The sequence below is a fragment of the Desulforhopalus sp. IMCC35007 genome, from assembly GCF_005116575.1.
Lineage (GTDB): Bacteria > Desulfobacterota > Desulfobulbia > Desulfobulbales > Desulfocapsaceae > Desulforhopalus_A.
This window is the reverse complement of the sequence record NZ_SWCN01000007.1, coordinates 163,810-189,289: the sequence shown is the minus strand read 5'-3', so window position 1 is coordinate 189,289 and position 25,480 is coordinate 163,810. Positions and strand designations below refer to the sequence as shown.

19 protein-coding genes are annotated in these 25,480 nt (G+C 45.5%); 12 read left to right on the top strand and 7 right to left on the bottom strand.

Translation table 11 applies throughout. The features are described 5' to 3' along the window. The first annotated feature begins 16 nt into the window (after nt 1–16). From FCL48_RS09645 to FCL48_RS09595, 11 genes are all read left to right on the top strand, one after another. The gene (locus tag FCL48_RS09645) at nt 17–979 is read left to right on the top strand and encodes a tripartite tricarboxylate transporter substrate binding protein (protein ID WP_136872062.1); all 963 of its coding nucleotides are present in this window, start codon (nt 17–19) and stop codon (nt 977–979) included. Nucleotides 980–998: 19 nt separating this feature from the next. Beyond that, nucleotides 999–1,424, top strand: coding sequence for a tripartite tricarboxylate transporter TctB family protein (locus tag FCL48_RS09640; RefSeq protein ID WP_136872061.1), 426 nt, complete (start codon nt 999–1,001; stop codon nt 1,422–1,424). A gap of 31 nt (nt 1,425–1,455) precedes the next feature. After that, nucleotides 1,456–2,976 carry a tripartite tricarboxylate transporter permease gene (locus tag FCL48_RS09635; RefSeq protein ID WP_136872060.1) on the top strand — a complete coding sequence of 507 codons (1,521 nt, stop codon included), beginning with the start codon at nt 1,456–1,458 and terminating at the stop codon, nt 2,974–2,976. 731 nt (nt 2,977–3,707) lie between these two features. Further along, the gene (locus tag FCL48_RS09630; protein ID WP_136872059.1) at nt 3,708–4,403 is read left to right on the top strand and encodes a Crp/Fnr family transcriptional regulator; all 696 of its coding nucleotides are present in this window, start codon (nt 3,708–3,710) and stop codon (nt 4,401–4,403) included. 223 nt (nt 4,404–4,626) lie between these two features. Continuing rightward, complete coding sequence (locus FCL48_RS09625) at nt 4,627–5,430, top strand: ZIP family metal transporter (protein ID WP_136872058.1); 804 nt, start codon at nt 4,627–4,629, stop codon at nt 5,428–5,430. Nucleotides 5,431–5,468: 38 nt separating this feature from the next. After that, nucleotides 5,469–5,693 carry a DUF1858 domain-containing protein gene (locus FCL48_RS09620; protein ID WP_136872057.1) on the top strand — a complete coding sequence of 75 codons (225 nt, stop codon included), beginning with the start codon at nt 5,469–5,471 and terminating at the stop codon, nt 5,691–5,693. 72 nt (nt 5,694–5,765) lie between these two features. Further along, the gene (locus FCL48_RS09615; RefSeq protein ID WP_136872056.1) at nt 5,766–6,944 is read left to right on the top strand and encodes an FprA family A-type flavoprotein; all 1,179 of its coding nucleotides are present in this window, start codon (nt 5,766–5,768) and stop codon (nt 6,942–6,944) included. A gap of 110 nt (nt 6,945–7,054) precedes the next feature. Next, nucleotides 7,055–8,719 (top strand): hydroxylamine reductase, encoded by a 1,665-nt coding sequence (gene hcp, locus FCL48_RS09610; protein WP_136872055.1) that lies wholly within the window; start codon nt 7,055–7,057, stop codon nt 8,717–8,719. Nucleotides 8,720–8,863: 144 nt separating this feature from the next. Beyond that, entirely contained in the window at nt 8,864–9,055 is a 192-nt protein-coding gene (locus tag FCL48_RS09605) for a ferredoxin (protein ID WP_136872054.1), read from the top strand. Between the two features lie 870 nt (nt 9,056–9,925). After that, entirely contained in the window at nt 9,926–12,979 is a 3,054-nt protein-coding gene (locus tag FCL48_RS09600; protein WP_240744804.1) for a chemotaxis protein CheB, read from the top strand. Between the two features lie 22 nt (nt 12,980–13,001). Continuing rightward, nucleotides 13,002–14,753 carry an ATP-binding protein gene (locus FCL48_RS09595; protein ID WP_136872052.1) on the top strand — a complete coding sequence of 584 codons (1,752 nt, stop codon included), beginning with the start codon at nt 13,002–13,004 and terminating at the stop codon, nt 14,751–14,753. 328 nt (nt 14,754–15,081) lie between these two features. On the opposite strand, the gene FCL48_RS09590 is transcribed toward FCL48_RS09595, so the two are convergent. The 6 genes from FCL48_RS09590 to FCL48_RS09565 all read right to left on the bottom strand — a co-directional run bounded on the left by FCL48_RS09590 (nt 15,082) and on the right by FCL48_RS09565 (nt 22,660). After that, entirely contained in the window at nt 15,082–15,555 is a 474-nt protein-coding gene (locus FCL48_RS09590; RefSeq protein WP_136872051.1) for a MarR family winged helix-turn-helix transcriptional regulator, read from the bottom strand. Nucleotides 15,556–15,692: 137 nt separating this feature from the next. After that, the gene (gene proX, locus FCL48_RS09585; RefSeq protein WP_136872050.1) at nt 15,693–16,697 is read right to left on the bottom strand and encodes a glycine betaine/L-proline ABC transporter substrate-binding protein ProX; all 1,005 of its coding nucleotides are present in this window, start codon (nt 16,695–16,697) and stop codon (nt 15,693–15,695) included. Nucleotides 16,698–16,780: 83 nt separating this feature from the next. Next, the gene (gene proW / locus FCL48_RS09580) at nt 16,781–17,779 is read right to left on the bottom strand and encodes a glycine betaine/L-proline ABC transporter permease ProW (RefSeq protein WP_136872049.1); all 999 of its coding nucleotides are present in this window, start codon (nt 17,777–17,779) and stop codon (nt 16,781–16,783) included. Nucleotides 17,780–17,871: 92 nt separating this feature from the next. Then, a complete protein-coding gene (gene proV, locus FCL48_RS09575; RefSeq protein WP_136872048.1) occupies nt 17,872–19,089 on the bottom strand; it encodes a glycine betaine/L-proline ABC transporter ATP-binding protein ProV in 1,218 nt (405 codons plus the stop codon). Nucleotides 19,090–19,490: 401 nt separating this feature from the next. Continuing rightward, nucleotides 19,491–21,317, bottom strand: a complete 1,827-nt coding sequence (locus tag FCL48_RS09570) for an SLC13 family permease (protein WP_136872047.1) — start codon at nt 21,315–21,317, stop codon at nt 19,491–19,493. Nucleotides 21,318–22,270: 953 nt separating this feature from the next. After that, nucleotides 22,271–22,660, bottom strand: a complete 390-nt coding sequence (locus tag FCL48_RS09565) for a hypothetical protein (protein WP_136872046.1) — start codon at nt 22,658–22,660, stop codon at nt 22,271–22,273. 813 nt (nt 22,661–23,473) lie between these two features. On the opposite strand from FCL48_RS09565, the gene FCL48_RS09560 reads away from it, so the two are divergent. Next, entirely contained in the window at nt 23,474–24,388 is a 915-nt protein-coding gene (locus tag FCL48_RS09560; protein ID WP_136872045.1) for a Tim44 domain-containing protein, read from the top strand. Nucleotides 24,389–24,452: 64 nt separating this feature from the next. Here the strand turns inward: FCL48_RS09560 and nhaR are convergent, their stop codons facing one another. Then, the gene (gene nhaR, locus FCL48_RS09555; protein ID WP_136872044.1) at nt 24,453–25,358 is read right to left on the bottom strand and encodes a transcriptional activator NhaR; all 906 of its coding nucleotides are present in this window, start codon (nt 25,356–25,358) and stop codon (nt 24,453–24,455) included. Nucleotides 25,359–25,480 lie beyond the last annotated feature (122 nt).

Here is a 25,480-nt window from a genome sequence, read left to right as displayed (position 1 = left end):
ATTCAGGAGGAAGTTGATGAAACAGTTACTCTCTATTGTAGTGCTTGCGTGCATGATGATTGTACCATCTCTTGGTCACGGGCAGGATTGGTCTCCAAAGGATTCTATTACCCTTCAAATCGGCTTTGGTGCTGGGGGTTCGACGGATATTATGGGACGATTGGTTGCAGCCAAGATTGAAGAGAATACCGGTTGGAATATCGTGGTTGAAAATAAACCCGGAGGTGGTGGCATTGCCATGTTCTCTTCGCTTATGAGGCAAAAACCGGATGGCCTGACCCTGGGTCTTGGTGTGAGTATGCCTATTTTTCTCAATCTTGCTTCGAGAGGGGATCAGATTCCTTTCAATATCGATACGTTTGATTACCTCGCTACAATCATGCGAGGTGAAATTGCAATGGTTGCAAAAGCCGATGCACCGTACAATACCCTTGAAGAGCTTATAGCCTACGCCAAAAACCAGAAAGGTGGAATCGCAGTTGCGTTTGATGCCAAGCCACAGCAGATGGTGTTGGAGCCTGTTGCCAGGGATGCAGAGGTGAAGTTCAAGTTTGTGAAACACAAAAGTGGGGCAGAGCAGGTTCAGAGCATTCTGGGTGGCCACGTGGATGTTGGTTGTACCGCAGGGGAACATGTAAAATATATTGAAAGCGGTGATTTAAAAATGATCGCTTCAATGAGTAAGGACAGACAAGCCTGTGCACCGGATGCGAAAACACTCATAGAAAACGGTTTTGAGTTGTATCTGGAGCCTTACTTCTACATTGCAGCTCCAAAGGGGTTACCTGAAAATGTAAAAGCCGCTCTGGCTAAAGCATTTGATGAAGCCATTAATTCAGATAGTGTCAAACAGGGTCTTTTGAATTCTATGCAGGCCACTGCTCATAATCTGGGGCCCCAAGGCACACATACAATGATGAGCCAGGGAGCTGTTGATATCAAAGCGCTTGTCGAAGCGGCAACAACTCAGCAGCAATAATGCAATAGGTGTTGGACTCATGCAAAATCGCATTTCAGGCATATTGGTGTCACTTTTTGGAATTGCTGTACTGTTATTTGTTATTCCAGGTCAGATAGAAGTTATTGATTACGGGTGGCTGAAACCGGCAACGCTCCCATCTCTTGCGGCTGTTATCATAATACTCTCTGGGGCGCTGCATTCGATCTTTCCAAAGGGTGGGGTGGACTTTGATCCCGCTTTGGCTTTAAGAGCTCTGCTGATTTTTTGCATTGGGGCTCTTGGAGTATGGCTGATGACCTTTAGTTATTTGATCGCCGCCCCTTTACTGATGCTTGTGCTCATGTGGATGGTTGGTGAGAGACGATGGGGGTGGCTCTGTATTGGTGTTATTCTGCTACCGGGGTTTATCTGGTTTTGTGTAGATTATCTCCTGCAAAGACCTCTGCCTGGATTTTTGTCATGAATCGAAATGTAAGTACCCAAGGGCATCTCAGATGATTGATATACATACTATTCTGGCAGGTTTGGCCGACGCACTCAGCCTGTATAACCTGTTTTTTGTCTGGCTGGGTATCATTGTTGGCCAGTTGGTTGGAGCCATTCCAGGTATCGGGCCTGTTATGGCAATGGCCATTGCTATTCCATTTACATTTACCCTCAATCCATTACCCGCCATTGGCTTTCTCATGGGGGTAAGCAAAGGTGGGCTTGTGGGTGGGGCTATTCCCGCAATCCTCATTAATACGCCAGGTACTCCGGATGCCGCAGCCACGACTTTAGACGGGTATCCAATGACGAAAAATGGAAAACCTGAAAAAGCAACCAAGATGGCTCTCTACTCCTCGGTAACAGGTGACGCTTTTAGTGATATTATTCTGATAACCGTGGCTCCTTTCATCGCTGTGGTTGCTCTGAAAATGGGACCCATTGAAATTTTTGCCCTCATGGTCTTTGCCTTTTCCATTATCGCAGGACTGGTGGGGGATTCCGTGGCAAAAGGAATAGCATCTGCCGGACTTGGACTGCTCTGCGCGACTGTTGGCCTTGATCCTGAAAATAGTAGCCCGAGATTTATCTTTGGTTATTTTGAGTTATATGATGGTGTCCCTCTGGTTTCAATGGCTCTGGGTATGCTGGCCGTGGCTGAGGTGTTACGCAGAATGGCAGGTATTCGAGGGAAAATCGAATCAGCCATTGTTATTTCCAAAGCTCAAAACAAGGCAGATCGGCGGGTCAGTTTTGTTGAGTTTTGGAAGTGTAGATATACGATCTTACGAGGCTCGGTTATAGGAACAATACTTGGTGCTATTCCTGGCCTTGATTCCTCGGCCGCCTCTTTTCTCAGTTATGCAACGGCCAAACAGGCGTCAAGTGACCCGGAGAGTTTTGGTAAAGGGAACATCCATGGTGTCGCTGCCACGGAGTCTGCGAACTCCGCTGTTGCCGGAGCGAACCTTATCCCTCTGCTTACTCTGGGGATTCCGGGAAATCTCGCTGCAGCACTTATTATCAGCGCATTGATGATCCACGGTATTCAACCGGGTCCTCTTCTTTTTCAGGAACAGGGACAACTCATTTATGGGTTGTTCGGCACTCTGCTTATGGCAAATATTCTCAATCTTTTTTCGGGTTTACTGGGACTTCGGCTTTGGACAAAGGTTATACAGGCCCCCGAGTCTATAATTTTCCCAGCGGCCCTGTTACTCTGTATGACAGGGGTATATCTTGCAACCGGCGGGATGTTCGGGGTTGCTGTGATGTTTGTCTTTGCTTTTTTAGGGTACTTGATGAGTTCTTACGGGTATTCTGTGATAGTCTTTGTAATCGCTTTTTTTCTCGGTGAAAGGTTTGAACTCTCCCTTTCTCAATCCCTCAATATCATTGACGGAGACCTTTCGATTCTTTTTTCTCATCCGGTTGCATTAACGCTATTTGCCATGGCTATAATATCAATTTTCTGGTTCGGTTTAGGCGTTAAATGTAAAGGTACCTCTGAAGATTCGCAATCATCTTGATACGCCGGGCAGATAGTTGGCCTTGATGGCGGAGGGGAGTCTTCACGTCTGTTCATCTGGTACAGGCTCCCCGGTTTAGATCTGTTGGAGATCATCTTGTCTACATATTGAATCGGCCACTCGGCGTAGAGTGTTTCGGGCCAGCCGCCTTTCTCGACAACCGCTGCTGCCAGGGTAGCAACAACGTGATTTGGACCTTTTTCCTTACCACGATAGAGCCTCTTCCTGTGGTCTAACCGTCATTCCCAATGGCCTGTATGAAAATCATCAGGAATATTTTGCTGACATACCTATTGTATATCAAAACCCCGATGGGTGAAGAGAGCGAACATGGCGAGCCAACAGGATAACCGTGAGGAGAGGGGACTGGTCCAAGGTGAATACCAAGCTACCTGTTGATATTTCAGGAAAAAGGTATATGTAATACACACTGCTCTCTGTTCAGGTTGAGATCTGGGTACAATCAATGGATGTTGAGTGTTATCACTGATCGTTGGTACTATGCGGGGAGGTATCGACGGCTTGGATACTCTGCCCTCACATATGTTGTGAAGCTTAAAAAGGGTGATGTCTGAAATTATAACCGAAGCTGTGTTTTCTCTGCAGAGAAGTATTTATAGCGTGCAGAAACACTTCATAAGGGTGGATAAGAGAAACTTTTCGTTTGATAGACGGCCAGCCCCTTGTATAGTTTTTTTAATCGCAGCCACTCAAAAGGGAAAAAAATTCCTATGCTGATCAGCCTGGACAAATCCAAGATTTTTGAAGGTTTATCGAGTGTACAGCTCGCTGACCTTCTTGAGAAAGGTCAACAAACGATCTTTGAATCTAAAAGCATACTGTTTCATCAAGGTGACCTGGCAAAAAGATGTTACTTGGTACATCGGGGCCGCTTGAAATTGACGCTGTTCAGTGAACAAGGAAAAGAAGTAATTCTCAGGTATATAGGTTGTGGGGAACTGGCAGCAGCTATAGCTGTTCTTAGAAATCAACCATATCCTGCAACCGCTGAATGCATTGACGAAACTGAAGTTACTGCCTGGGATAAAACGACCATACTGGCATTGATCCAGCAATATCCGGCTATTGCAATTAACCTGCTCGGCGTTGTCTTTGATCGTATTGATGACGTCCAACACCGTTACCTTGAGGTTTGCAGTGAACAGGTAGATCAGCGTATAGCCCGAACTCTGCTTCGACTTATGCGACGGGCCGGGATACGGACTGCTGAAGGGATTCACATTGATATCCCTCTTAGCCGGCAGAATATTGCGGACTATTCCGGAACCACCCTTCATACCGTAAGCCGGATTCTCAGTAGCTGGGAAAAAAAAGGATGGATTAAATCCGGTCGTGAAAAAATTATTATAAAAGATCCCCACGCATTGGTTGTTTTCAGTGAGGGCGATGAGTTGCGGTCAGGTTGAAAAATTGCCAATCTGCCCCTCTTCACCCCTTTCTTTGATAACTATTGTATTAAAATACGACCCTGTTTGTTCCAGCACAAAGAAAGACACAACGATTCAGGCTATCTTACTCCTTAACATTGTGGAACCTGGCTTGATTTTCTGATGAACTTTTTGATTTGAAACTCAGATATTTATTTTACAGTTTTTCGCTTCTCATCAAAACGTTCACCCTGCAGGCCACATGATTTTTATAGATTTCGTTGGGATGTTGACGCTGTTTTTAACAAGTCACCAGCAAAACAAACAGGAGAAGAGGATGACGCAGGAATTTATGATCGTTGGATTATCTGCCATAGGACCGGTCATAGGGTCAGGTATCGGCGTCTTGAAAAAGCCATCCACGGTTTATATTCAAAATATGCTCTATTTTGCTGCTGGGATAATGTTGGCTGTCTCTTTTCTCGATTTGATTCCTGAAAGTCGTCGCCTGGGTTCTACCATGACGTGCGTGTCCGGCTTGGTTCTCGGAGCTGCCGCCATATGGCTGCTTGACCGCATTTTCCCTCACGTACATGAATGTTCGGCATGTGGGGAAAATGAGTGCCAGATGGGTCATACCGCGAATTTTCTGATTTTGGCGATATTTCTGCACAATTTTCCGGAAGGCATGGCCATTGGTATAGGTGGCTCAACAAATGTGGGGGATTCCCTTGTGGTGGCATTAGCAATAGCGATTCACAATATTCCCGAAGGTATATGCACATCAGCCCCTCACTATTATGCGTACGGGAACCGTCTGAAATCGTTTGTCATGTCTTCAATGAGCGCATTGCCTATCGTGGCAGGCTTTTTTGTTGCTCGCTATATATTCGGTCAAATTTCAGCCCAAACCATGTCTTTATTGATTGGTGCCACGGCAGGGTTAATGATTTATATTTCCGCAAGTGAGCTGATGCCTGCAGTGACCAACAACAGTGGTCAGAAAACAACATTGTTTTTTATGTTTGGCATTGTCAGTGTGATGCTCCTTGAATGTATCGGGTAAATATTTGTAAGATCCAAATGGTAACAATGGAATGATCGATGGTAGCAAAAACAGATATATCAAGCCTTATGACGGTTAAGGAACTTCTGGAAACACACCCCAGCCTACTACAGATATTTTTGGATATGGGGCTGCTGTGTGTGGGGTGTCCTGCTGAGGCATTTCATACCCTGGCAGAAGTTGCCGAGGAGTATAAACTTGACCTTCATCAGCTGCTCAATCGCTTTCATAAAAGTGTCAGCGATGATGCTTCGTCACAATAATTGCTGTAATTGATCGATGTGCTACACACAAAACAACGCTATTTCATTTCAATACATCTTGGGAGGTGTAAAATGCTTCGACGAAAAATAAAAGACAATATTTACTGGATGGGATCTGTTGATTGGGACAGTCGTCTCTTTGATTCTCTGGTGCCTCTTCCTGACGGGACCAGTTACAACGCATATCTCATTGAAGGAAGTGAAAAAACTGCCTTGCTGGATTCTGATGAACCTCATATGGTCAAGGAGTTCATGGAACAGCTTGAGAGTGTTAGTAAGATTGACTATATTATCTCGCAGCACGCCGAACAGGACCATTCCGGTATTATTCTGCAGGTCCTTGAAAAGTTCCCGGAGGCTAAACTCGTCTGTACCCCTAAAGCCAAGGGGATGCTCACCGATCTGTTAATGATCCCGGAGGATTACTTCGTTACTGTTGCAGATGGAGAAAAACTTTCTCTGGGCGATAAAACCTTAACGTTTATCCACACTCCCTGGGTACATTGGCCAGAGACCATGGTGAGCTATCTGGAGGAAGACAAGATCCTTTTTAGTTGTGATTTTTTCGGTTCACATATTGCTTCAAGCGACCTTTTCGTCACAGACGAAGGACGAGTTTACGAGGCAGCCAAACGCTATTTCGCCGAAATCATGATGCCGTTTAGAAAAGTGATTCAAAAGAATCTGGAAAAACTTGCAGCCTACGAGATTGAAATGATTGCACCCGGGCACGGACAGATATTTCAGCGGCCAAAATTTATTATCGATGCATATCAGGAATGGGCACTGGGAGCACCCAAAAACACGGTGGTCTTACCCCACGTAACCATGCATCACAGTACACAGTTGATGGTTGATCATCTGGTTACTGCACTTGTAGAGAGAGGTGTGCGGGTTGAACCCTTTAATCTGGCCGTCACCGACATCGGTAAGTTAGCCATGTCTCTTGTTGATGCGGCAACTATTGTTGTGGCGACACCGACGGTTTTAGCAGGGCCACATCCATATGCAGCCTATGCCACTTTTTTAGCCAACGCCCTGCGTCCTAATGCCAAATTTCTCTCCATTATCGGGTCCTATGGCTGGGGGGGTAAAACTGTTGAGACCCTTGCCGGGATGATCCCCAACCTCAAGGTTGAAGTTATTGATCCTGTTCTCTGCAAAGGTGTCCCTCGTCAAGACACCTATCTTGCCCTTACGAACATGGCTGAGGTAATTGCTGAAAAGCACAAAGAAAACGGGTATGTATGATATCCACTGAGGCGTAGATGAAAAGTATTTGAGGTTGTACAATAGTGAGGACTTTGTCGGAAACAAGGTCCTTAAAATGAAGAAACATATATAGCAAGAGGGAGGAAACCATGTTTTGTTTTCAATGTCAGGAAACTGCCAAAAACACCGGTTGTACAATAAAGGGAGTTTGTGGTAAGCCCGAGGAGACAGCGAACCTTCAGGACTTATTAATTTTTGTGCTCAGAGGAATATCCGTTTACGGTGAAAAGCTGAAAGAGTTGGGCAGTCCTGACCGGGTTAATGATGAATTTATCGCCCAGAGTCTGTTTGCCACTATAACCAATGCAAATTGGGATGATGCCCGGTTCACCGCAATGATTACAGATGGCCTTAAGCGTCGGGATCAGATAAGGGATCGTTTTCTGGCGGCATACAAGGCAAAGAACGGTAAGGATTTTGATGGCGCTCTTCCTGAGGCGGCCACCTGGACTGCAACCTCTGAGGCCGAGTACGGAGAAAAATCAAAAGAAGTTGGTGTGTTATCTACTGAAAATGAAGATGTTCGTTCCCTGCGTGAGTTATTGATTATTGGCCTGAAAGGCATCGCTGCCTATGCCGATCATGCTGCTATCCTGGGCTTTCATAAAGATCAGATCAATGATTTTTTCATGGAAGCACTGGCTTCAACGACCAAGGATTTACCTGTTGAGGAAATGATTGCCCTCGTCATGAAAGCTGGCGAAACATCAGTCAACACTATGGCTTTACTCGATGAGGCCAACACAACGTCCTATGGAAACCCGGAGATAACCGAAGTAAACCTCGGGGTCGGCACAAAACCCGGAATCCTTATTTCCGGTCACGACCTCAAGGACATGGAGGAACTGCTTAAACAAACAGAAGGCACAGGTGTGGACGTGTATACCCATGGTGAGATGCTGCCCGCTAACTACTATCCCGCCTTTAAAAAATATGATCATTTTGTTGGCAACTATGGTGGTTCCTGGTGGCATCAGAATACCGAATTTGAATCTTTTAACGGTCCTATTCTGTTGACAACCAACTGTCTGGTGCCTTTACGTAAAAATAACACCTACCTCGATCGACTATATACCACAGGTGTTGTAGGGTATGAAAAAGCTGTACACGTTGCCGACCGTCCGGAGGGGGGTACCAAGGATTTTTCAGCTATCATTGAAAAAGCGAAAACCTGTCAGCCTCCGACCGAAATTGAAACCGGAACCCTTGTCGGTGGTTTTGGCCATAATCAGGTCATTGCCTTGGCCGACAAGGTTGTGGATGCTGTAAAATCCGGTGCTATAAAGCGTTTTGTCGTTATGGCAGGGTGTGATGGACGTCAGAAAGATCGGAATTATTATACGGAAGTTGCTGAAAATCTGCCAAAAGATACGGTGATTCTTACCGCTGGTTGCGCGAAATATCGTTACAACAAGCTTAACCTGGGAGATATTGGCGGTATTCCCCGGGTACTTGATGCGGGTCAATGCAACGATTCCTACTCGCTGGCTGTCATTGCCCTTAAGCTCAAAGAAGTTTTTGGCCTGGAGGATATCAATGAACTGCCAATATCCTATGATATTGCCTGGTATGAACAAAAGGCGGTAGCCGTACTTCTGGCCCTTCTGTTTCTTGGGGTAAAGGGAATTCGTCTTGGGCCAACGCTGCCTGCGTTTCTTTCACCCAATGTAGCTAAGGTACTGGTGGAGAAATTTAATATTAAGCCGATTGGCACAGTCGAGGAAGACATTAAGGCGATGATGGCCGGCAATTAATTCCCCGAATATGTTGCGTGAAGTGATGCGGGTTTATCATCTGATTTATGTAAAAAGGTGAGAAACGTCGCATTATTAATAAGGTACCCGGAAAAGTATCCGGTGTACTATTGAAAGCTTTTTTAATAAAAAAAGGAGAACAACATGGCCGCAACTGTAATTATTGATGAAGAAGAATGTTTGGGATGTGAATCATGCGTAGAAATGTGTCCCTCTGTTTTTGCGATGAACGATGATGGTGATAAAGCCATTGTTATCGATGGTGCCGACGGTGATGAAGATTGTGTTGATGAGGCCATCGCTTCATGTCCAGCCGAGTGCATCTCTAAAGAGTAAATAACGGAACAATTCACTATCAAAGGCCATGCTCTCTGCACAAAAAATAGTTCTTTTTTGTACAGAGAGTATGGCTCCTTTCTCTGGGCTGCTAGCACAGGTATCGTAGGACCTTAACTCCAAAAATATTCCGGAAAAGCGTTATCTTCCTTGCTCAATGGATGTACTGAATATGAAAAACCGTATTGAATCCATATTCGAGGCGTGGACCCGTCCTCTTATCCAGTTTCGGTTTCCGGTGCTTGCTGTGGTGATGATTGTGATCGTTATGTCAGGCTCACAGCAGGTCGCCTTACTATAGACAGATCCAACAAAAACCTTTTGCAGCCATACGACAAAATCAGACAACAGACTACAGTTTTCGCGATCGGTTCGGCTGCGACGATTTACTTGTGATTGCTATCAAAAGTGACGATATTTTCACAATGATCTACCCGAACAAACTCAAAGAACTGCACGAACAATTGGAGGCTCGCGTTACCCCAGCCCAACGACCTCAGCATCGTGGTCAATGCCCGTGACACCCGTGGTCGTTGAGATTCCCTGCTCGTCGATGATCTGCGGCTTCACTTCTATGGATATGATCAGGATCTGACCATCTTAGAAAAAAACGGCTCATGGAAAATCCTGTTTATTTCAATTAACTTGTCTCAGCTGATGGTACGTTCAGGACCATCCTTGTTGCAAAACAGGAAGCCCCGGTACATTTGGACATTCACGGTGAGGTATTGTATAATATCTAATATGTTTCTTCTCGGAGAATGAGGGCGCAGATTCCCTGAAATGCCCAGCTTTACATTGCGGGTCTGTCGTTGCTGTCTTGTACTCCCTGTACCTGTAACCTGTCCAATTTCTCGAGGAACAAGCACTGTGCCCGCCAACAAAAAAAACACCCAAAAAACAAGCAAGAAATCTCCCTTAAAACAGATTGAAGGTAAAACATGTGATGGGGATGAAGCAGCTGGAAAAAGCACTGCCAACTTTCCGATCGTCGGAATAGGTGCTTCTGCAGGAGGGCTTGCCGCCTTCGAAGATTTCTTTTCAGGAATGCCGACTGATCGTGATCCCGAGATGGCCTTTATTCTGGTCCAGCATCTGGCCCCGGATCATAAGTCCATTTTATCTGATCTCATCAGGCGCTACACCCGTATGAAGGTCTTCGAAGTGGAGGATGGAGTGGTCGTAAAGCCAAACTGTGCCTACATCATCCCACCTGGTTATGATATGGCTTTTATGGATGGAACCCTGCAATTACTGGAACCTTCAATGCCGCGAGGCCAGCGATTACCCATTGACTTCTTCTTTCGCTCACTTGCCCTGGATCAGCGTGAACGAGCTATCTGCATAATACTTTCCGGCACCGGCAGCGATGGCACCTTGGGGGTTCGGGCAATCAAGGGTGAAGGTGGAATGGTCATGGTCCAGTCCCCGACTTCCACCGAGTTTGATGGCATGCCGCGTAGTGCGATTGCCACTGGTCTGGTGGATTATGAACTGCAACCTAAAGAGATGGCCAACCAGCTCATTGGGTATGTCGAACAAACCTTTGGCATGAATGCCCCCTTCAGCAAGGTACCGGCGGCAAAGGCTGACAATGCTCTTAAAAAAATCTTTATCCTTCTGCGGGCGGGAACCGGACACGACTTTTCCCAATACAAAACAAATACGGTGAATCGTCGCATCGAACGCCGGATGGCAGTCCAGCAGATTGAGGCAATTGAAAATTACATTACCTTCCTGCGACAGACACCGGAAGAGGTAGAGGCTCTTTTTCGTGATTTATTGATAGGTGTAACAAACTTTTTCCGAGACCCAGAAGCATTTCACTCACTCGAACAGCACGTCATTCCAGATCTTTTTGCAGGCAAGCCGCCAGGGTCAACGATTCGAGTATGGGCCCCGGGTTGTTCCACCGGTGAAGAGGCCTATTCCCTGGCTATCCTTGTCCAGGAGCATATGGAATCGTTGAAACAGAGTTTCCAGGTGCAGGTATTTGCAACCGACATAGACAGCCATGCTATCAATACGGCCCGTGCAGGTATCTATCCAGCCAGTATCGCCACAGATATCTCACCAGAACGTCTCAAACGTTTTTTTACCTTCGAACCCGACGGTAGTGCATACCGGATCAACAAAGTTATCCGGGACATGCTGGTCTTCTCAGAACAGAATTTGATCAAAGATCCGCCGTTTTCAAAACTTGATCTGCTCAGTTGCAGAAATCTCCTGATCTATATTAATGCTGATCTACAGAAGAAACTCATTCCTTTGTTCCACTATGCATTGAAGCCAGGTGGAGTGCTTTTTCTCGGCAGCTCCGAGACTATTGGAGACTTTGACAGTTTATTTTCCACCATCGACCGAAAAGCAAAACTCTACAAGCGTAAAGACGACCTTGAGAGATATCCCGGCACTTCGATTGGACCTTTTTATTTTCCAACGACAGAAGTGAAAACAACGCTGCCTCAAAGTGTATTAAAAACAACCCATCCAGAAAGATTGCCCCTGCGTGATCTTACCGAGCAAACAATCCTGCAACAGGTTGTACCGGTGGCTGTACTCGTCAACAAAAAAGGTGACATTATCTATCTACATGGGCGTACCGGCATGTATCTTGAGTTGTCACCCGGGGAGATTGGCACAAACGTCCTCAGAATGGCTCGCGAAGGACTCGGCCCTTCATTGAATTCGGCCCTGCAGAAAGCCGCAGTAAAAAATAGCATCGTGCACCATTCTGGGCTTCAGGTAAAGACCAACGGTGATTTTACCAGCGTCAATATGAGTGTCCATCCGGTATATCAGCAATCTAAAGCAACAAACGAACAAGCACTCTTTCTTATCATATTTGAAGAAGCTTCTCACTTTGATCAGAATCACATTCACCCTGTCCCCGCATCTACTCCTAATGAAAAGTCCGACACACCTCACCTCGCAGCAGGGCAACCCATAGAACTTGACAACCAGAGACTCAGGCAGGAGCTTCGCATCAAAGAAGAATACCTGCAGAGTGCTATTGAGGATCTGGATGCTTCTAACGAAGAACTCAAATCCTCAAACGAGGAGATGCAGTCGGTTAACGAAGAGCTGCAATCAACAAATGAGGAACTAGAAACCTCAAAAGAAGAATTGCAGTCGGTCAATGAGGAGTTGGCAACAGTCAATGCAGAATTGCAGACGAAAGTTGCAGACCTGTCCCAGGCAAACAACGACATGAACAATCTGCTGGCAGGTACCGGTATTGCTACCGTCTTTGTTGATCTTCGACAACGCGTCCTTCGCTTCACACCTTTTACAAAGCGAATCATTAATTTGATACATAGTGATGTGGGTCGGCCCGTGGGTCATATTGTGTCTAATCTTGCGGACTACAATAGCCTCGTAGAAGATGTTCAAGCCGTGCTGGATACTCTTATCCCCAAGGAACTTGATGTCCAGACAACTACAGGTAAGTGGTACAGGATGCGTATCCAGCCATACCGTACCCTCAATAATGTCATAGAAGGTGCGGTTATAACCTTTGTTGATATCACTGAAAGCAGGAAGAATCAGGAGACAATTGCCCAAGTGAATATGCTGAGTCACCTGGCAGCAGTCTTCAAAGATATCAACGACGCTATGATCGTTCAGGATCTCAATGGAGCCATTCTTGCCTGGAATCCTTCAGCGCAAAGGATGTACGGCTGGGATCAAGGTGAAGTCTTGACTATGCATGCTCAAGACTTTATCCCGGAACAACTTCGAGAAGAAGCGCTGGCCAGAGTACGACAGTTGAGCCAAGCAGCTATTCTGGAGCCTTACCGGACACAACGCATCTGTAAAAACGGTAAAATCGTCACAGCCACGATAATTTCAACAAGTTTAGTCAATGAGTCCGGGCAGATATATGCGATTGCAACGACAGAGAGGCTCGCTGAAAACACCTGAAATATAGCGAAAAGGTTAGACCATGATGGATCATAACAAAAAGCTCCAACCGGATGCAGCGCAGGCCAGGGCTCTTTTGCGTAAAAAAGCTGAAGCTACTCTTCGCGACCAAAAAGCCGTATTACCCGAACAGCAAGATAAAATATCAGCTGAAGAGATACAACGAAAGCTTCACGAATTGCAGGTGCATCAGATAGAGCTTGAAATGCAAAACGATGAGCTGAGGCGAGCTCAGGCGGAGCTTGCTGCAGCACGGATTCGCTATTTTGAGCTTTATGATCTGGCTCCTGTTGGCTATTGCACTCTCAACGAGGACAGCGTGATTCTGGAAGCGAATCTTTCGGTTGCTACTCTCTTGGGGGTTACCAAAAAAGCATTACTCAGGCAGCCAATCACTCGCTATATCCTGGGCGATGATCAGGATATTTACTATCTGCATCAAAAACGACTCTTTGAAACCGAAGCCCCACAAGTCTGTGAACTGAGGATGGTCAAACATCCCGGAATTCCCTGCTGGGTTCGATTAAATGCCAACCTGGCCTCGGATGAAGCTGGTGCTCCGGGATGCCGAATTGTATTGAGCGATATCACCGAACGTAAAAAAATAGAAGAGGAAAAGGCCAAGATCGAGGCTCAGTTCCAGCAGGCCCAGAAGATGGAATCGGTTGGCAGGCTGGCAGGTGGTGTGGCACACGACTTCAACAACAAGTTGGCGATTATTCTAGGTTTTGTGGACATCATCATGGAGCAAATCGATCGGTTTGATCCTATGTACGCCGACTTGGAGGAAATCCGACATGCTGCTAAACACTCCGCCGTTCTGACCCGGCAGCTTCTTGCCTTTGCCCTTAAACAGCCGATAGTACCGATAATACTTGATGTAAATGAAACCGTGACGGGACTGATTCACATGCTTGTTCGCTTGATCGGTGAAGACATCAATTTTACCTGGCTGCCTCAAACTGATCTGTGGCCGGTGAAAATGGACCCATCACAACTTGATCAGATTTTAACCAACCTCTGTGTGAATGCGCGTGACGCCATTGCAGGAAATGGATCGATTACCATTAAATCAAGAAATACCATCGTAGACGAGGTGTATTGTACCACCCATCCCGGGAGCAACCCCGGAGAATATGTTGAACTCTCTATAACTGATGACGGTTGTGGTATGAGCACCGGTATTCTCGGAAAAATTTTTGAACCATTTTTTACGACAAAAAGTGTTCACGAAGGTACAGGCCTTGGTCTGGCCACCGTGTATGGGGCGATTCTGCAGAACAACGGCAATATTTATGTCGAGAGTGACCCTGGTGTCGGAACCACTTTTACCATCCATCTTCCGCGTTACAAAGAAAAAAGCATTGAGCCAGAGAAGGAAAAGCTGATTGAGCCGGCACAGCATGGCACTGAAACTATTTTAGTGGTGGAAGACGAGCAGAATATACTCGAAATGATGAAGAGGATGCTGCAACAATTTGGCTACCAAATTCTCGCTGCGGACAGGCCGAGCGAGGCTGTTCGTTTAGCAAATAAATATCGTGGAACAATTGACCTGCTCATAACCGATTTGATCATGCCAGAAATGAATGGAAAGGATCTGGCAGCAAACATTTTGTCTTTTTCTCCACAACTGAAAACCCTATATATGTCCGGATACTCGTCGAACATTATCTCTCAACAAGGAAAAATTGATTCAAGCATCCACTTTTTACAGAAACCCTTCTCGAAAAATGAATTGGGAGATAAGGTCCGTAAGGTTCTCCATAGTTAAAAGAGCAGGAGATTAGGATGATAAATTTTTCCGAGCCCGGCTTTCTTCCATGAGAAGGCTTGTAAGGCTGCACCTGCGGAAAAATCTATTGACCCAAAGGGTATTGCTTTTGAAACGAAAAACGCACTGTTTTCTGGTAAGCAGCCAAGTGCCCATCTTGATGAGCTCGGAGAGGGTGGGAAAAAATAAAAAGGTGGCTGTATAGAAACTGTGTATCCCGGAGGTCTGATATAAAGAATGTCCGGATCTGTAGGATTTGGAGCTGATTGAATGCCAGAGTCAACCCGGAGTATTAGAAAACTCCGCTGATGTTTATGAAAAAATCAGATTATACTTCAGGTATTGGGATCATACACGTTGTCACATTGTCAAAATCAAGGGCCTCGATAAATACCTGCAGGCTCGATTCGAGGTTGGTCAGTTGCTCATCTGTAAGTTTTTTCAGTGTGCTGCTTAACTGCCCCTGATGAGGAGAAGGGGCATGGGCGAGCAACTCTTTGCCCTGTTCCGCAATATAAATGTGCACAGATCGTTGATCCGACTTGCTTCTATCACGGTATATTAACTGTTTCTTTTCAAGCTTATCGAGCATATTAGAACAGGTTGACCGATGAATGGAGAGTGTTGTTGCCAGTTCCGAGACCTTAATACCGTAAGACATGGAGACTTCATGCAGCATCCATAGTTGCGCACTGCTCAACCCACACGCTCTCTCGACACTCCTGGAGTGAGCTTGTACAGCTTTGAAAACTATGCGCCATTGCTTTGTAATGGTCTTTTCCTGGATGCTTCGTGCTCTCATTATATCCTCTATTCTAATCAAAAAATATCAAACAGAGCTTATTTACTTGGCTTTTCTACGATAAACACTCTTTTTTTTTTAAAAAAAGGGCAACCGGGGGCGGCTTGCCACAACGATTGCCCTATAATACCGCCCTATTATTGAGCCGCGTTTCTGGCTTCGGTCAGCCAGCCATCAAAAGTACTTTGGTGCGCTTTTATCCAGCTGTCAACATGCCTCTCAATATCTTTTTCAGATTTTTCTCCATCCCTCATGCGAAGATTTTGAGACGAAATATCATTGTTGGATAGTTTCATGATACTGAAGAGCTTTGCTGCCCCTGGGTTTGCATCAGTGAACTCTTTGTTGGCAATGATACGCTGGGTATTGGCCTGAAATCCGTAATTGCTGCCGTCGGGAAGGCTCGTGTCGACATCCTTTCGATCACCAGGAAGAGACGAAAATGGAACCTGAAGCCAGACAGTGTCCTTGCCTGGCACCATAACACCGCTGATCCAATATGGTGTCCAGGTGTAATAAAGGACTGATTTCCCTTGCTTGTAGCGTGCAATAGTGTCAGCCATAATTGCAGAATAGGTCCCCTGATTATGGGTAACGGTATCGCGCAATTTAAATGCGTCAAGTTGATGTTCGATGACTTTTTCACAGCCCCATCCTGGATTACAACCGGCAAGATCTGCTTTTCCATCGCCATCGGCATCAAATAATTTAGCAATTTCAGGATCGGCAAGCTGGTTAATATGGGTGATTTTGTACGTATCTGACGTCGCCTTATCTATCAGGTAGCCTTGTAATGCCCCTCCGGAATACTCGCCTTCTCGATAAATTTTATCGGCTCCTCCGGCGTTTTTGTAAAAGTCAACATGGAGGGGGTCCCAATGATCTGCCAGAAAAGTAGCGTCGCCGTTTGCTATGGCCACATGTCCGGCCGCGTATTCGATTTCTTTTATGGGCTCAACTTCATAACCGAGTTTTTCCAATGCCTTCATGACCAGCATGGTCTGAAACGTTTCTTCAGCAATTGAGCTTTTTAATGGTTGAACCTTGATGCCTTTGCCTGGGGTATCTGCTGCATATGCCGCAGAGGTCAGGAAAAAACACGATACAAATAAGAAAATCAGTGGTTTGTGCTTAAATCTCATAATAATCTCCTACATTTTTTGAGTTAATGTAATGAGCCGTTAGGGCCTTTTGCATTACAACATGAATTATAACTGGATAGCCTTTACCCTTTTTTATCGGTTCCGACTGTTTGGGTCAATCTGTCAAGGACAATGGCGAGGAGGACGATTCCCAATCCTCCGATAGCCGCAAGTCCCATATCCAAACGACCTATTCCACGAAGAACCATCTGCCCAAGGCCTCCTACTGCAATCATTGAGGCAATGACAACCATTGATAATGCCAGCATGAGTGTCTGATTAATGCCAGCCATAATTGTCGGCATAGCCAAAGGAAGTTTGATTTTAAATAATAATTGGCTTGGACTGGCTCCAAAAGCCTGACCGGCTTCGATAAGATCTTCAGGTACCTGTCGTATTCCCAGATTGGTAAGACGAATAAGAGGAGGTAATGCAAAAATAATCGTTACGACTACTCCCGGCACATTGCCGATTCCTAGTAACATAACGATAGGAACAAGATAGACAAATGCTGGGGTCGTTTGCATTGCATCCAGTACTGGACGTGTGATCTTTAATGCACTTTCATTCTGTGAAATCCATATTCCAAGCGGAAGTCCAATGATTATACAAAACAGTACAGAGGTAAGGACAAGTGCGAGCGTGACCATGGCTTGGTACCAGGCGCCGATTAAGCCAATGACAATCAGCGACAGACATGTACCTATTGCCAGTGAACGACCTGATAAACGATAGGCAAGCCCGACCATTATCAAGATAATCAGTACGTCAGGTGCCGAGGTTAACAGAGAATCGACTGCAGTCAGGCAGGTGTCGACAGGTACCCTGATCATCTGAAACACTGGTCTAAAATTGTCGACAACCCAGCTCAAACCATTATTAACCCAGGAATCAAGAGGTAAGACCGCATCGCTAAAAGGGTGAATCCAACTAAATGCATCATCTGGTGTAATCGCCCCCGCCTGATCTAGCCAGTCTGTGTTTGATTCCACAGCCTCTGTCCCCTGGTTCCAGGCATTTGTTGTAGTTTGTGCTGTTTCTTCTGACGGTGTCGTACCGTTGGACCATGGATTATCTGCCATTGTATTTCCTTACTCCTATACTAAAATATGTAATAAAAATCATAAGATGTTCGATGAATACCTAATTTCTATGAGAAACGCCTGATTTGAAATTATAGTGGACTGCTTTCTGTCTCGGCCCGATAGAGTGTTTTCAAGAAACGATTTTTCGAAACAACACCCTTGAATATGCCCTCTTCGTTAATCACAGGAATTGGCCATTTATGAGATGCCACCTGGGGCAGGATGTCCTGGAGGCATTCTGTCTCTGTTACCGCCAGAGCATCTCGTATAAAGGCCTCTTCAATTTTTCTTTTTGTACCATTCTCCTGATCAAGCAGGTCTCGAAGCGAATCTATTGAAACCATTCCACAGAAGCGATGGCTCGAGTCAAGAACATAGGCATATTCCCGATCCCTGTTGTTGAGCATCTCCAGAGTACCCCTGGGGCTACCCTGAGCTGTATGCCAGATGACTGTAGGCTGGTTGTCTCGAACAATATCACCGGCAGATATAACACCGGTGGGATCGACGCCGCGGAAGAAAGCCCGAACATAATCGTCAGCAGGATTTTGAAGAATGTCTTCGGGGGTGCCTACCTGAACAACGCGGCCTCCTTCCATTATTGCGATTCGGTCTCCAATACGCAGTGCTTCATCCAGATCATGGGAGATAAAAACAATGGTGCGTTCGTGTTGGTCCTGCAGTTTCAGCAGTTCGTCCTGCATCTCTGTTCTGATAAGGGGATCAAGAGCGGAAAATGCCTCGTCCATGAGTAAGATGTCCGGGTCTACCGCCAGCCCGCGGGCAAGACCGACACGCTGTTGCATGCCGCCGCTCAGCGCGTCCGGCTTTGCCTCTTCCCAACCTTCAAGACCTACCTGTTTGAGTGCATCCAGAGCACGTGACCGCCTAGTCTCCTCGTCAATGCCGTCCAGTTCGAGGCCAAACGCCACATTGTCGATGACGTTGAGATGCGGCATGAGAGCAAAAGATTGAAAAACCATACTTGTCTTGCTTCTGCGAAACTTCACAAGCTGTTGCTTGTTCATTTTTAGAACATCTTCTCCGTCCACCAGAACTTCACCGCTTGTCGGCTCAATCAATCTGTTAAGCATACGGACAAGTGTTGACTTTCCCGAACCTGAAAGACCCATGACGACAAAAATCTCACCTTTTTCAACTTCAAAGCTGGCGTCTTGCACGCCGACTGTCATGCCGGTTGTCTCATAGATCTCCTCTTTTGATTTTCCTGCTTTAAGAAGAGACATAGCCTTACTTGGTGATTGACCGAATATTTTATACAAATTCTTTATAACAATTTTGGGCATGGTAACGTCCTGGTATTATATTTTTTCAAGAGAGTAGTTCAGGGGAAGTACTTCAGGTGAGTTAATATGGCATTATAAATGCGGGAGTTTATTGTATTGCGCAATACCATATATCACAATAAAGTTTTATGCAATACAATATGCCGAGATATAGTATTTGAAGAAACTATTGTAGTGGTCCGATTCTCGCTTTCTTATTGCAACAGTAGAGAGCCATATCTCAATCTCCTTGAGTTGCAGGCTTTTTACCTCTACGTTTTGGACATCCGCTTTTGCCCCCATTGATACATTGAACCGTTTTAAGAGACGGTTCAACATCAATCAGCAGCTACAGATGATCTGTTGGCCCAGAAAGATATGACAACCACAGTGAACGGTGCCCCCAATACTGCCTCCATTTATTATAGGTAAAGCCATGATACTAGGAAAACTGTAATTGCCAGTGACAGCAACTGGAGGGGAATACCAACTCGGATAAAATCCATAAAACTGTAGCCTCCGGGTTCTTGTACGAGAATATTCACCGGTGATGCAACCGGGGTGGCAAAGGCTGCTGAACAGGCAATTGCCAGAGTCATGGCAAAGGCTTGGGGAGAGACATGGAGCTGCGCCGCTGCCTCCACGACAATAGGGGCGAGCAGTACTGCTGTCGCGGTATTGGAAAGAAAGAGTGATAGTGTTGACGCAACTAAAAATACAACGACAAGCATCAGTACTGGTCCGGCTTCGCTGAGAGCAGTAACCAGGGTATGGGCAATCGTCAGGGATGCTCCGGTTTTATCCAGTGCAGAGGCTATCGGCAGCAACCCAGCAATGAGAAATACTGCCTGCCAATTGATAACTCGGTAGATTGTATCGAGGTTGACACAACGGGAGAGAATCAGAGCCATTGCAGCGAGGGCGGCAGCGGTCACCGGCAGTAGTATGCCTGTGGTCATTGAAGTCACCATTAAAGCAAGAATAACGAGCAGAAGCGGTGCCCGGCGATAATCGTACATGGCCTGTTGATGTTCTTCCGGTAAAGTCAGGACCAGGAATTCATCGACATGTTGACGTAAACGAATAATATCCTGCCAATCAGTGCTGATAAGCAATACATCACCAAAGACGAGAGGCATTTGCTCGATAGCATTGACGAGAGGTTGTCCCTGGCGGCGAATGCCCACGACCAGGCAATTATATCTGGTTTGAAACTGCAGTTCTTTGAGGTTTTTGCCAAGCAGCGGTGAGTCGGGGGTCAGCATGATTTCTGCAAGGCCGATCGTCCGGAGAAACTGCTTCTGCCTCGATTCTCTGACAACAGGCGACAAGGGTGTCAGTCCACTATAATGAGAAAAACGAAGGGCATCCTTCGGTTCGCCAATCAAGACGATGATATCACCGGGATTGAAGACGGTTTCAGGACGCGGCTTTTCTATCACAAAGGCTCCATCCTGAAGTTTTTCAAAGGCGATGAGTTTGAGATTATATTTTGTAGTTAGGGGGATTCTGGCGACAGATCGGTCAATTAATGGAGAATCTTTTGGTATGTGGAATCTGAAAAAACGTTCTTCCATGCCATATCCGCTAATCAGGTCGAGCACAGATCGTTTTTTTATGCCGCTGGGGACAATAGTTTTCTGTGCCAGCATTCTTCTTCCAAATACGGCCATAAACACCATGCCCGCAATCAGTGTGGCGGCACCAAATGGCGTAAAGCTGAAAAAAGAGAGCGGCTCAAGGTTGTGGTTTTTCAGAACATTGTTGATCACCAGGTTAGGCGTGGTTGCGACTAAGGTCATCATTCCACTGATCAGGGCACCGACTGAGAGTGGCATGAGGAGCCTCTTCCGGTTGAGATTTGCCTTAATCGCAACAGCTATGACAACTGGAATAAAAATGGCGGCAGTCGCCGTCGAACTCATAAAGGAACCGGTCAGGCTGACGATCAACATGATGAGGATCATCAGAAACAATTCATTGTTTCCACCTCGACGAATAATAAAATCACCGAGACGCTGGGCAATGCCTGTATGGACAATGGCTTCACTGACTATGAACATGGAGACAATAATAATGACCACTGGATCTGAGAAGCCGGCAAGAGATTGTTCGATGGTAAGCACGCCGGATACCATAAAAATCAGAACCACTATCATGGCGACAAGATCACTCCGCAGCCAGTTGGTAACAAAAAAAATCACCGCTAAAGAAAGTGTTATTGTGACGATAAGCAGTTCAGTGGTCATGGCCTGTAGTTCCGTTTTTTTATAAATTGAGTGAAGAGTACAGTTTTTAGCTCAATTTTTTTATGGTAAAAATTGGTGGATATTTTAGTAGTCGCCTTTTCTGGGGCGATGTTTTTTGGACAGACGAGCGTTTCAGAGGCTATCTGGTTGAATCGATCTAAACGTGGACGCCACGCAAGGAAATATCCTGGAATTGGCGTGAAGTTTGCCCGCTTAACTCTTATTCTTGCATTTTTTCTGTAATGGACCGTTCCCGGTTAACGGCTTGATGCTCGCATAAAAATAATTAAAAGAGTGTTTGTGTATCTCCATAAGATTTTGAAATTTAAATTATTTTTTGTTTCTTGCAAAGAGCAGTGCAGGAAACAATGAGTGTGACAGCAGCACTGGAGATAATTCTAAAGAATTTGTTCAACTCAGTCTGGTATGAATTTTTGATAATCCTGCAGGAATAGCGGACAAGGGGGATGAATGAACCAAATCGGGTAGGATCCATCTTGGTATTACGGTCTTTAGCAGTAAAGTTACAGGCAGTTATGCTCATTTCTATGCAGGTGACAAGATTGGTTTATTTGTCACAAAAATTATGATCTGTTTTTCCTGAGGCGTTACCCCCTACTGGAATTTTTATAATATATTTCTTGCCTGGTGCTGATTCAGAATCGAGTAAAAGAAGGAAGCTGAAGCTGTTAAACACCAATATTTTTTATCCATTGAATAGTTCTATAAAAAAAGTCCCGTCATGCAGATAAACACCAGCAGCATACATGAGGGACTTTTGGAGGAGGATGATATATGTAAAGTTGACAACCGATGGCTATGCTGTCCTGACCATGATCGGCAACAAAAAGGTTAATATAACAGCTAGGATAATTTAGTTATCTTTTCTGCTTTCATCCTGTTTGCAGATAATATATCTGTAATGAAACCAAGGAAAAGGTCAGTTCCTTGCCTCAACTGTGATGATCAAGCTGGTTAAATTCAGACCAGCGAGGTTCGTCTCTGGTCTTTGTTTTTCTTCTGTTCATCCGGATCGGAATATCCCGGCGTCGATCAAGGCTGCGGCTGACCGTTCTTGCTGCACGGGACAGACATTGGTTCAGCACAGGTAGAATCTTTTCTCCTTCACCCTGGACGACAACTTCACCGACTGAGGCAAGTTTCACAGAGACAATACATCGTGTGTCTTCTCCACCTTTTGGGCCATTTGTGTCGGTTATACGGATTGTCACGGTCTGGATGGCTGTTGCAAAGCGGTTCAGCGCCAGCCGCGCCCGTCGGGCCACCTTACGAGAAATTTTGTTGTCGGAACAACTCTGTTGCATTGTGATGTCGATCTTCATGTAAACTCCCAGATGAAATGATGCTGCAATTCAGCGAGTGGGTATCTCGGTAAAGAATCTATCCTTCAATTCGGATTTTGTATCCGTCATGAGGTAAACAATAAGGCCACAGAGAAAATAGGACAAATAGATAAAAAATGTATAATAATTCGATAAATACGAATTATTACACCTTGTGAGCTCAACTTTGCAGATCGCAACCTTTTCTGCTTGCCCGCCACCCATTGGCATTGATTATTGAGGTGACGGGTAGATCGATGACTTCAGTTTGCTCCCTTTGTTCTGCCATAACAACTCAAAAGGTGTCTGGGAATGAACATCCTTGCGGTATGCTGGAGCTGAAGGTCATGAAAAAGATACAGCGCAGTGGTTTAGAGAACCATAACATAAAAAAGGTGTATTGCTGTGGCTCAAAACTGAAATAATCGCTTTACTCGAAGCTTTTATTTTCGCTTGTATATATGTAGATACAGTGTCACAGGGAGATTATTTTTGCGGTTTTTCTTTTTTCAAATATGACAACCACTGATGTTTTCATAGTTCGCTATATCGTAATTCCTCCAGAGTTTATTTTCGCAGGTTATCTCCCATAAAGACAATTCGATTTATCCGATAGGAAACAATCTCTTTATCTGTTTGTCCTAATTTGAAACACATCGTATTGTCAGAGAGATGATGCCTGGATCTTACGTCTTGTGGAGCAGGGATTTCATGCAACGTTCATTTACTAAAAAGGTTGTAAACGGGTTCAGGAGTTCTTTTTGAAAGGTGGCCTGGGAGTAACCTACAAAAACATGGAGATAATAGAAGACTATGGCAACATTATGGAAAGGATTTGCACCGATTTTTTTGATACTCATTGCCTTTAGCTTTATTGAAGGTGGAGTAATGGCAGATTATGCCGATGCCCGCTCCAAGATGGGCGGTAAATCTTTCAAATCATCCCCCAGTAAAACTCCTGCAAGTGCACCTGCCAGCACCTCGGCTACAAAAGGAAGCATGAGTCAGGGGCTCATGGGAGGACTGCTTGGTGGTGCTATTGGAGGGATGTTGCTTGGTTCGATGTTCGGGGCGGCAGGATCGGGTATGGGAATACTTCCAATCTTGATTCTTGGCGGGGTAGCATTTTTTCTTTTTAGAAAATTTGCCAAAGCAAGGCAGGGTGTTGGCGGTATTGCGACTCAGCAATATGCAATGCAGGGAGTTCAAACAGGAAGTAACTTTGGTGGGGGAGCCCATACTACGGGCCCGCCATCTCCTGCACCTATTATAGGCGCGGGCGTCGTGGCTGAGGGTATACAACAGCTTAAAGAATACGACAGGGACTTTGATCAGGTGCATTTTACAGAAGTAGCCTCCGACGTCTTTTTTCAGGTGCAGGCCGGGTGGATGCGCCGAGATCTCAACTCCTATCAACACCTCCTCGGTGAGGAGTTGGCGAAGGAATACGAAAGTCATTTCAATGAAATGCGTAGCAAAGGGCAGATCAATAAGCTGGAATCCATTGCTGTTCGTGGGATGGAGATTGTTGAAGCCGGTAGTGATGGTTTAGAGGATTTTGTCACCGTATTGGTCACCGCCAATCTCCTCGATTACACAGTTGATGACAAAAGTGGTGCGCTGATTTCAGGGAGTATGACAAGTCCTGTCAAATTCGAGGAAAAGTGGACCTGGGCCAGACCCACAGGTACACAGGACTGGAAGCTCGAAGGGATAAAAGAAGGGTGAAAAATTCTCCTGCGCCGCAATACAGTTCTCTGTTGTTATTGCGGCGGTTTATGTTGGAAACCTGCTAACACTCAAAAAAGAGTTTCTGCTGGGCAGCCTCAGAGATGGCTGCTACTGCAGGATGTCTGATTATTCTCTCCACCGAAATAGCATAAAACTTTTCTCTTATCTTATTTGTCCGCCCAATCAATTGGACCTGATATTGTTGTTCCACTTCTCTCTCAATGACTGTTGGTGCCATGAATATACCTTCACCCGCTTGTCCAAATACTTGAACCAGGGCGTTATCATCAAACTCGCCAATTATTGCAGGGTGAACCCCAATTCTTTCAAACCACTGATCAAGCATACCCCGCGATGAACTCATGGGCATGGGAAGCAACATGGGTGCCTGGTCCAGGGAGAGAGGAAAATTGTTTTGAAGTGGTTTGGCAAGTTTTTCGACCCCAAAAAAAGATACACCGCATTCACCTAAAAGATGATTGTACGCCTTGATACTTAAGCTTGATCGAAGCGGAGTATCTGTCAGGACCACGTCGAGATTATGCAGGGCCAATTCGGCTAGCAACTGTTCATCTTTTCCCTCGTGGCAAATCAGACGAACTTTTTCAGGCAATTTTCCGGTCGGTTCCAGAAGCTTTCGGGCGACGAGTTTTGGAATCACGTCGACAATGCCAACCTTCAGAGATAAGGGACCAGCAACCGGCCTGCCACTGACAGAGTCCATCATTTCCCGGCCCAGAGAAAATATTTTGTCCGCATACCGATAGACAAGATGCCCCATGTCTGTAGGCTCAATATTGCGACCAACCCGCCTGAATAGTTTTGCCCCTAAATTTTCTTCGAACCTTGATAATTGAGCACTTACCGTGGACTGGGCTAAGCTGAGCTTGCTACTGGCTGCCGTAATGCTCCCTTCTTGCATAACAGTCCAGAAATAAAACAGATGATGATAGTTGAGCCATTCCATGTTTTTGTAATCTCTTGAGGGTTGATGATTAGAGGCTGAGCTGCATGAGAATATGTTTCACTATATTCGATATAAAGTACCATCTTTATCTATTTGTTCTATTTATATTTTGCTATATCGTT

Excerpts from the sequence above, each read along its gene's own strand:
- FCL48_RS09635 (WP_136872060.1), top strand. The coding sequence starts at position 1,456 with ATGATTGATATACATACTATTCTGGCAGGTTTGGCCGACGCACTCAGC.
- FCL48_RS09565 (WP_136872046.1), bottom strand. The coding sequence starts at position 22,660 with ATGAAGATCGACATCACAATGCAACAGAGTTGTTCCGACAACAAAATT.
- FCL48_RS09640 (WP_136872061.1), top strand. The coding sequence starts at position 999 with ATGCAAAATCGCATTTCAGGCATATTGGTGTCACTTTTTGGAATTGCT.
- FCL48_RS09570 (WP_136872047.1), bottom strand. The coding sequence starts at position 21,317 with ATGACCACTGAACTGCTTATCGTCACAATAACACTTTCTTTAGCGGTG.
- FCL48_RS09620 (WP_136872057.1), top strand. The coding sequence starts at position 5,469 with ATGGTAGCAAAAACAGATATATCAAGCCTTATGACGGTTAAGGAACTT.
- FCL48_RS09605 (WP_136872054.1), top strand. The coding sequence starts at position 8,864 with ATGGCCGCAACTGTAATTATTGATGAAGAAGAATGTTTGGGATGTGAA.
- FCL48_RS09595 (WP_136872052.1), top strand. The coding sequence starts at position 13,002 with ATGATGGATCATAACAAAAAGCTCCAACCGGATGCAGCGCAGGCCAGG.
- FCL48_RS09615 (WP_136872056.1), top strand. The coding sequence starts at position 5,766 with ATGCTTCGACGAAAAATAAAAGACAATATTTACTGGATGGGATCTGTT.
- FCL48_RS09590 (WP_136872051.1), bottom strand. The coding sequence starts at position 15,555 with ATGAGAGCACGAAGCATCCAGGAAAAGACCATTACAAAGCAATGGCGC.
- proX (WP_136872050.1), bottom strand. The coding sequence starts at position 16,697 with ATGAGATTTAAGCACAAACCACTGATTTTCTTATTTGTATCGTGTTTT.
- FCL48_RS09630 (WP_136872059.1), top strand. The coding sequence starts at position 3,708 with ATGCTGATCAGCCTGGACAAATCCAAGATTTTTGAAGGTTTATCGAGT.
- FCL48_RS09560 (WP_136872045.1), top strand. The coding sequence starts at position 23,474 with ATGGCAACATTATGGAAAGGATTTGCACCGATTTTTTTGATACTCATT.
- FCL48_RS09625 (WP_136872058.1), top strand. The coding sequence starts at position 4,627 with ATGATTTTTATAGATTTCGTTGGGATGTTGACGCTGTTTTTAACAAGT.
- proW (WP_136872049.1), bottom strand. The coding sequence starts at position 17,779 with ATGGCAGATAATCCATGGTCCAACGGTACGACACCGTCAGAAGAAACA.
- hcp (WP_136872055.1), top strand. The coding sequence starts at position 7,055 with ATGTTTTGTTTTCAATGTCAGGAAACTGCCAAAAACACCGGTTGTACA.
- FCL48_RS09645 (WP_136872062.1), top strand. The coding sequence starts at position 17 with ATGAAACAGTTACTCTCTATTGTAGTGCTTGCGTGCATGATGATTGTA.
- nhaR (WP_136872044.1), bottom strand. The coding sequence starts at position 25,358 with ATGGAATGGCTCAACTATCATCATCTGTTTTATTTCTGGACTGTTATG.
- proV (WP_136872048.1), bottom strand. The coding sequence starts at position 19,089 with ATGCCCAAAATTGTTATAAAGAATTTGTATAAAATATTCGGTCAATCA.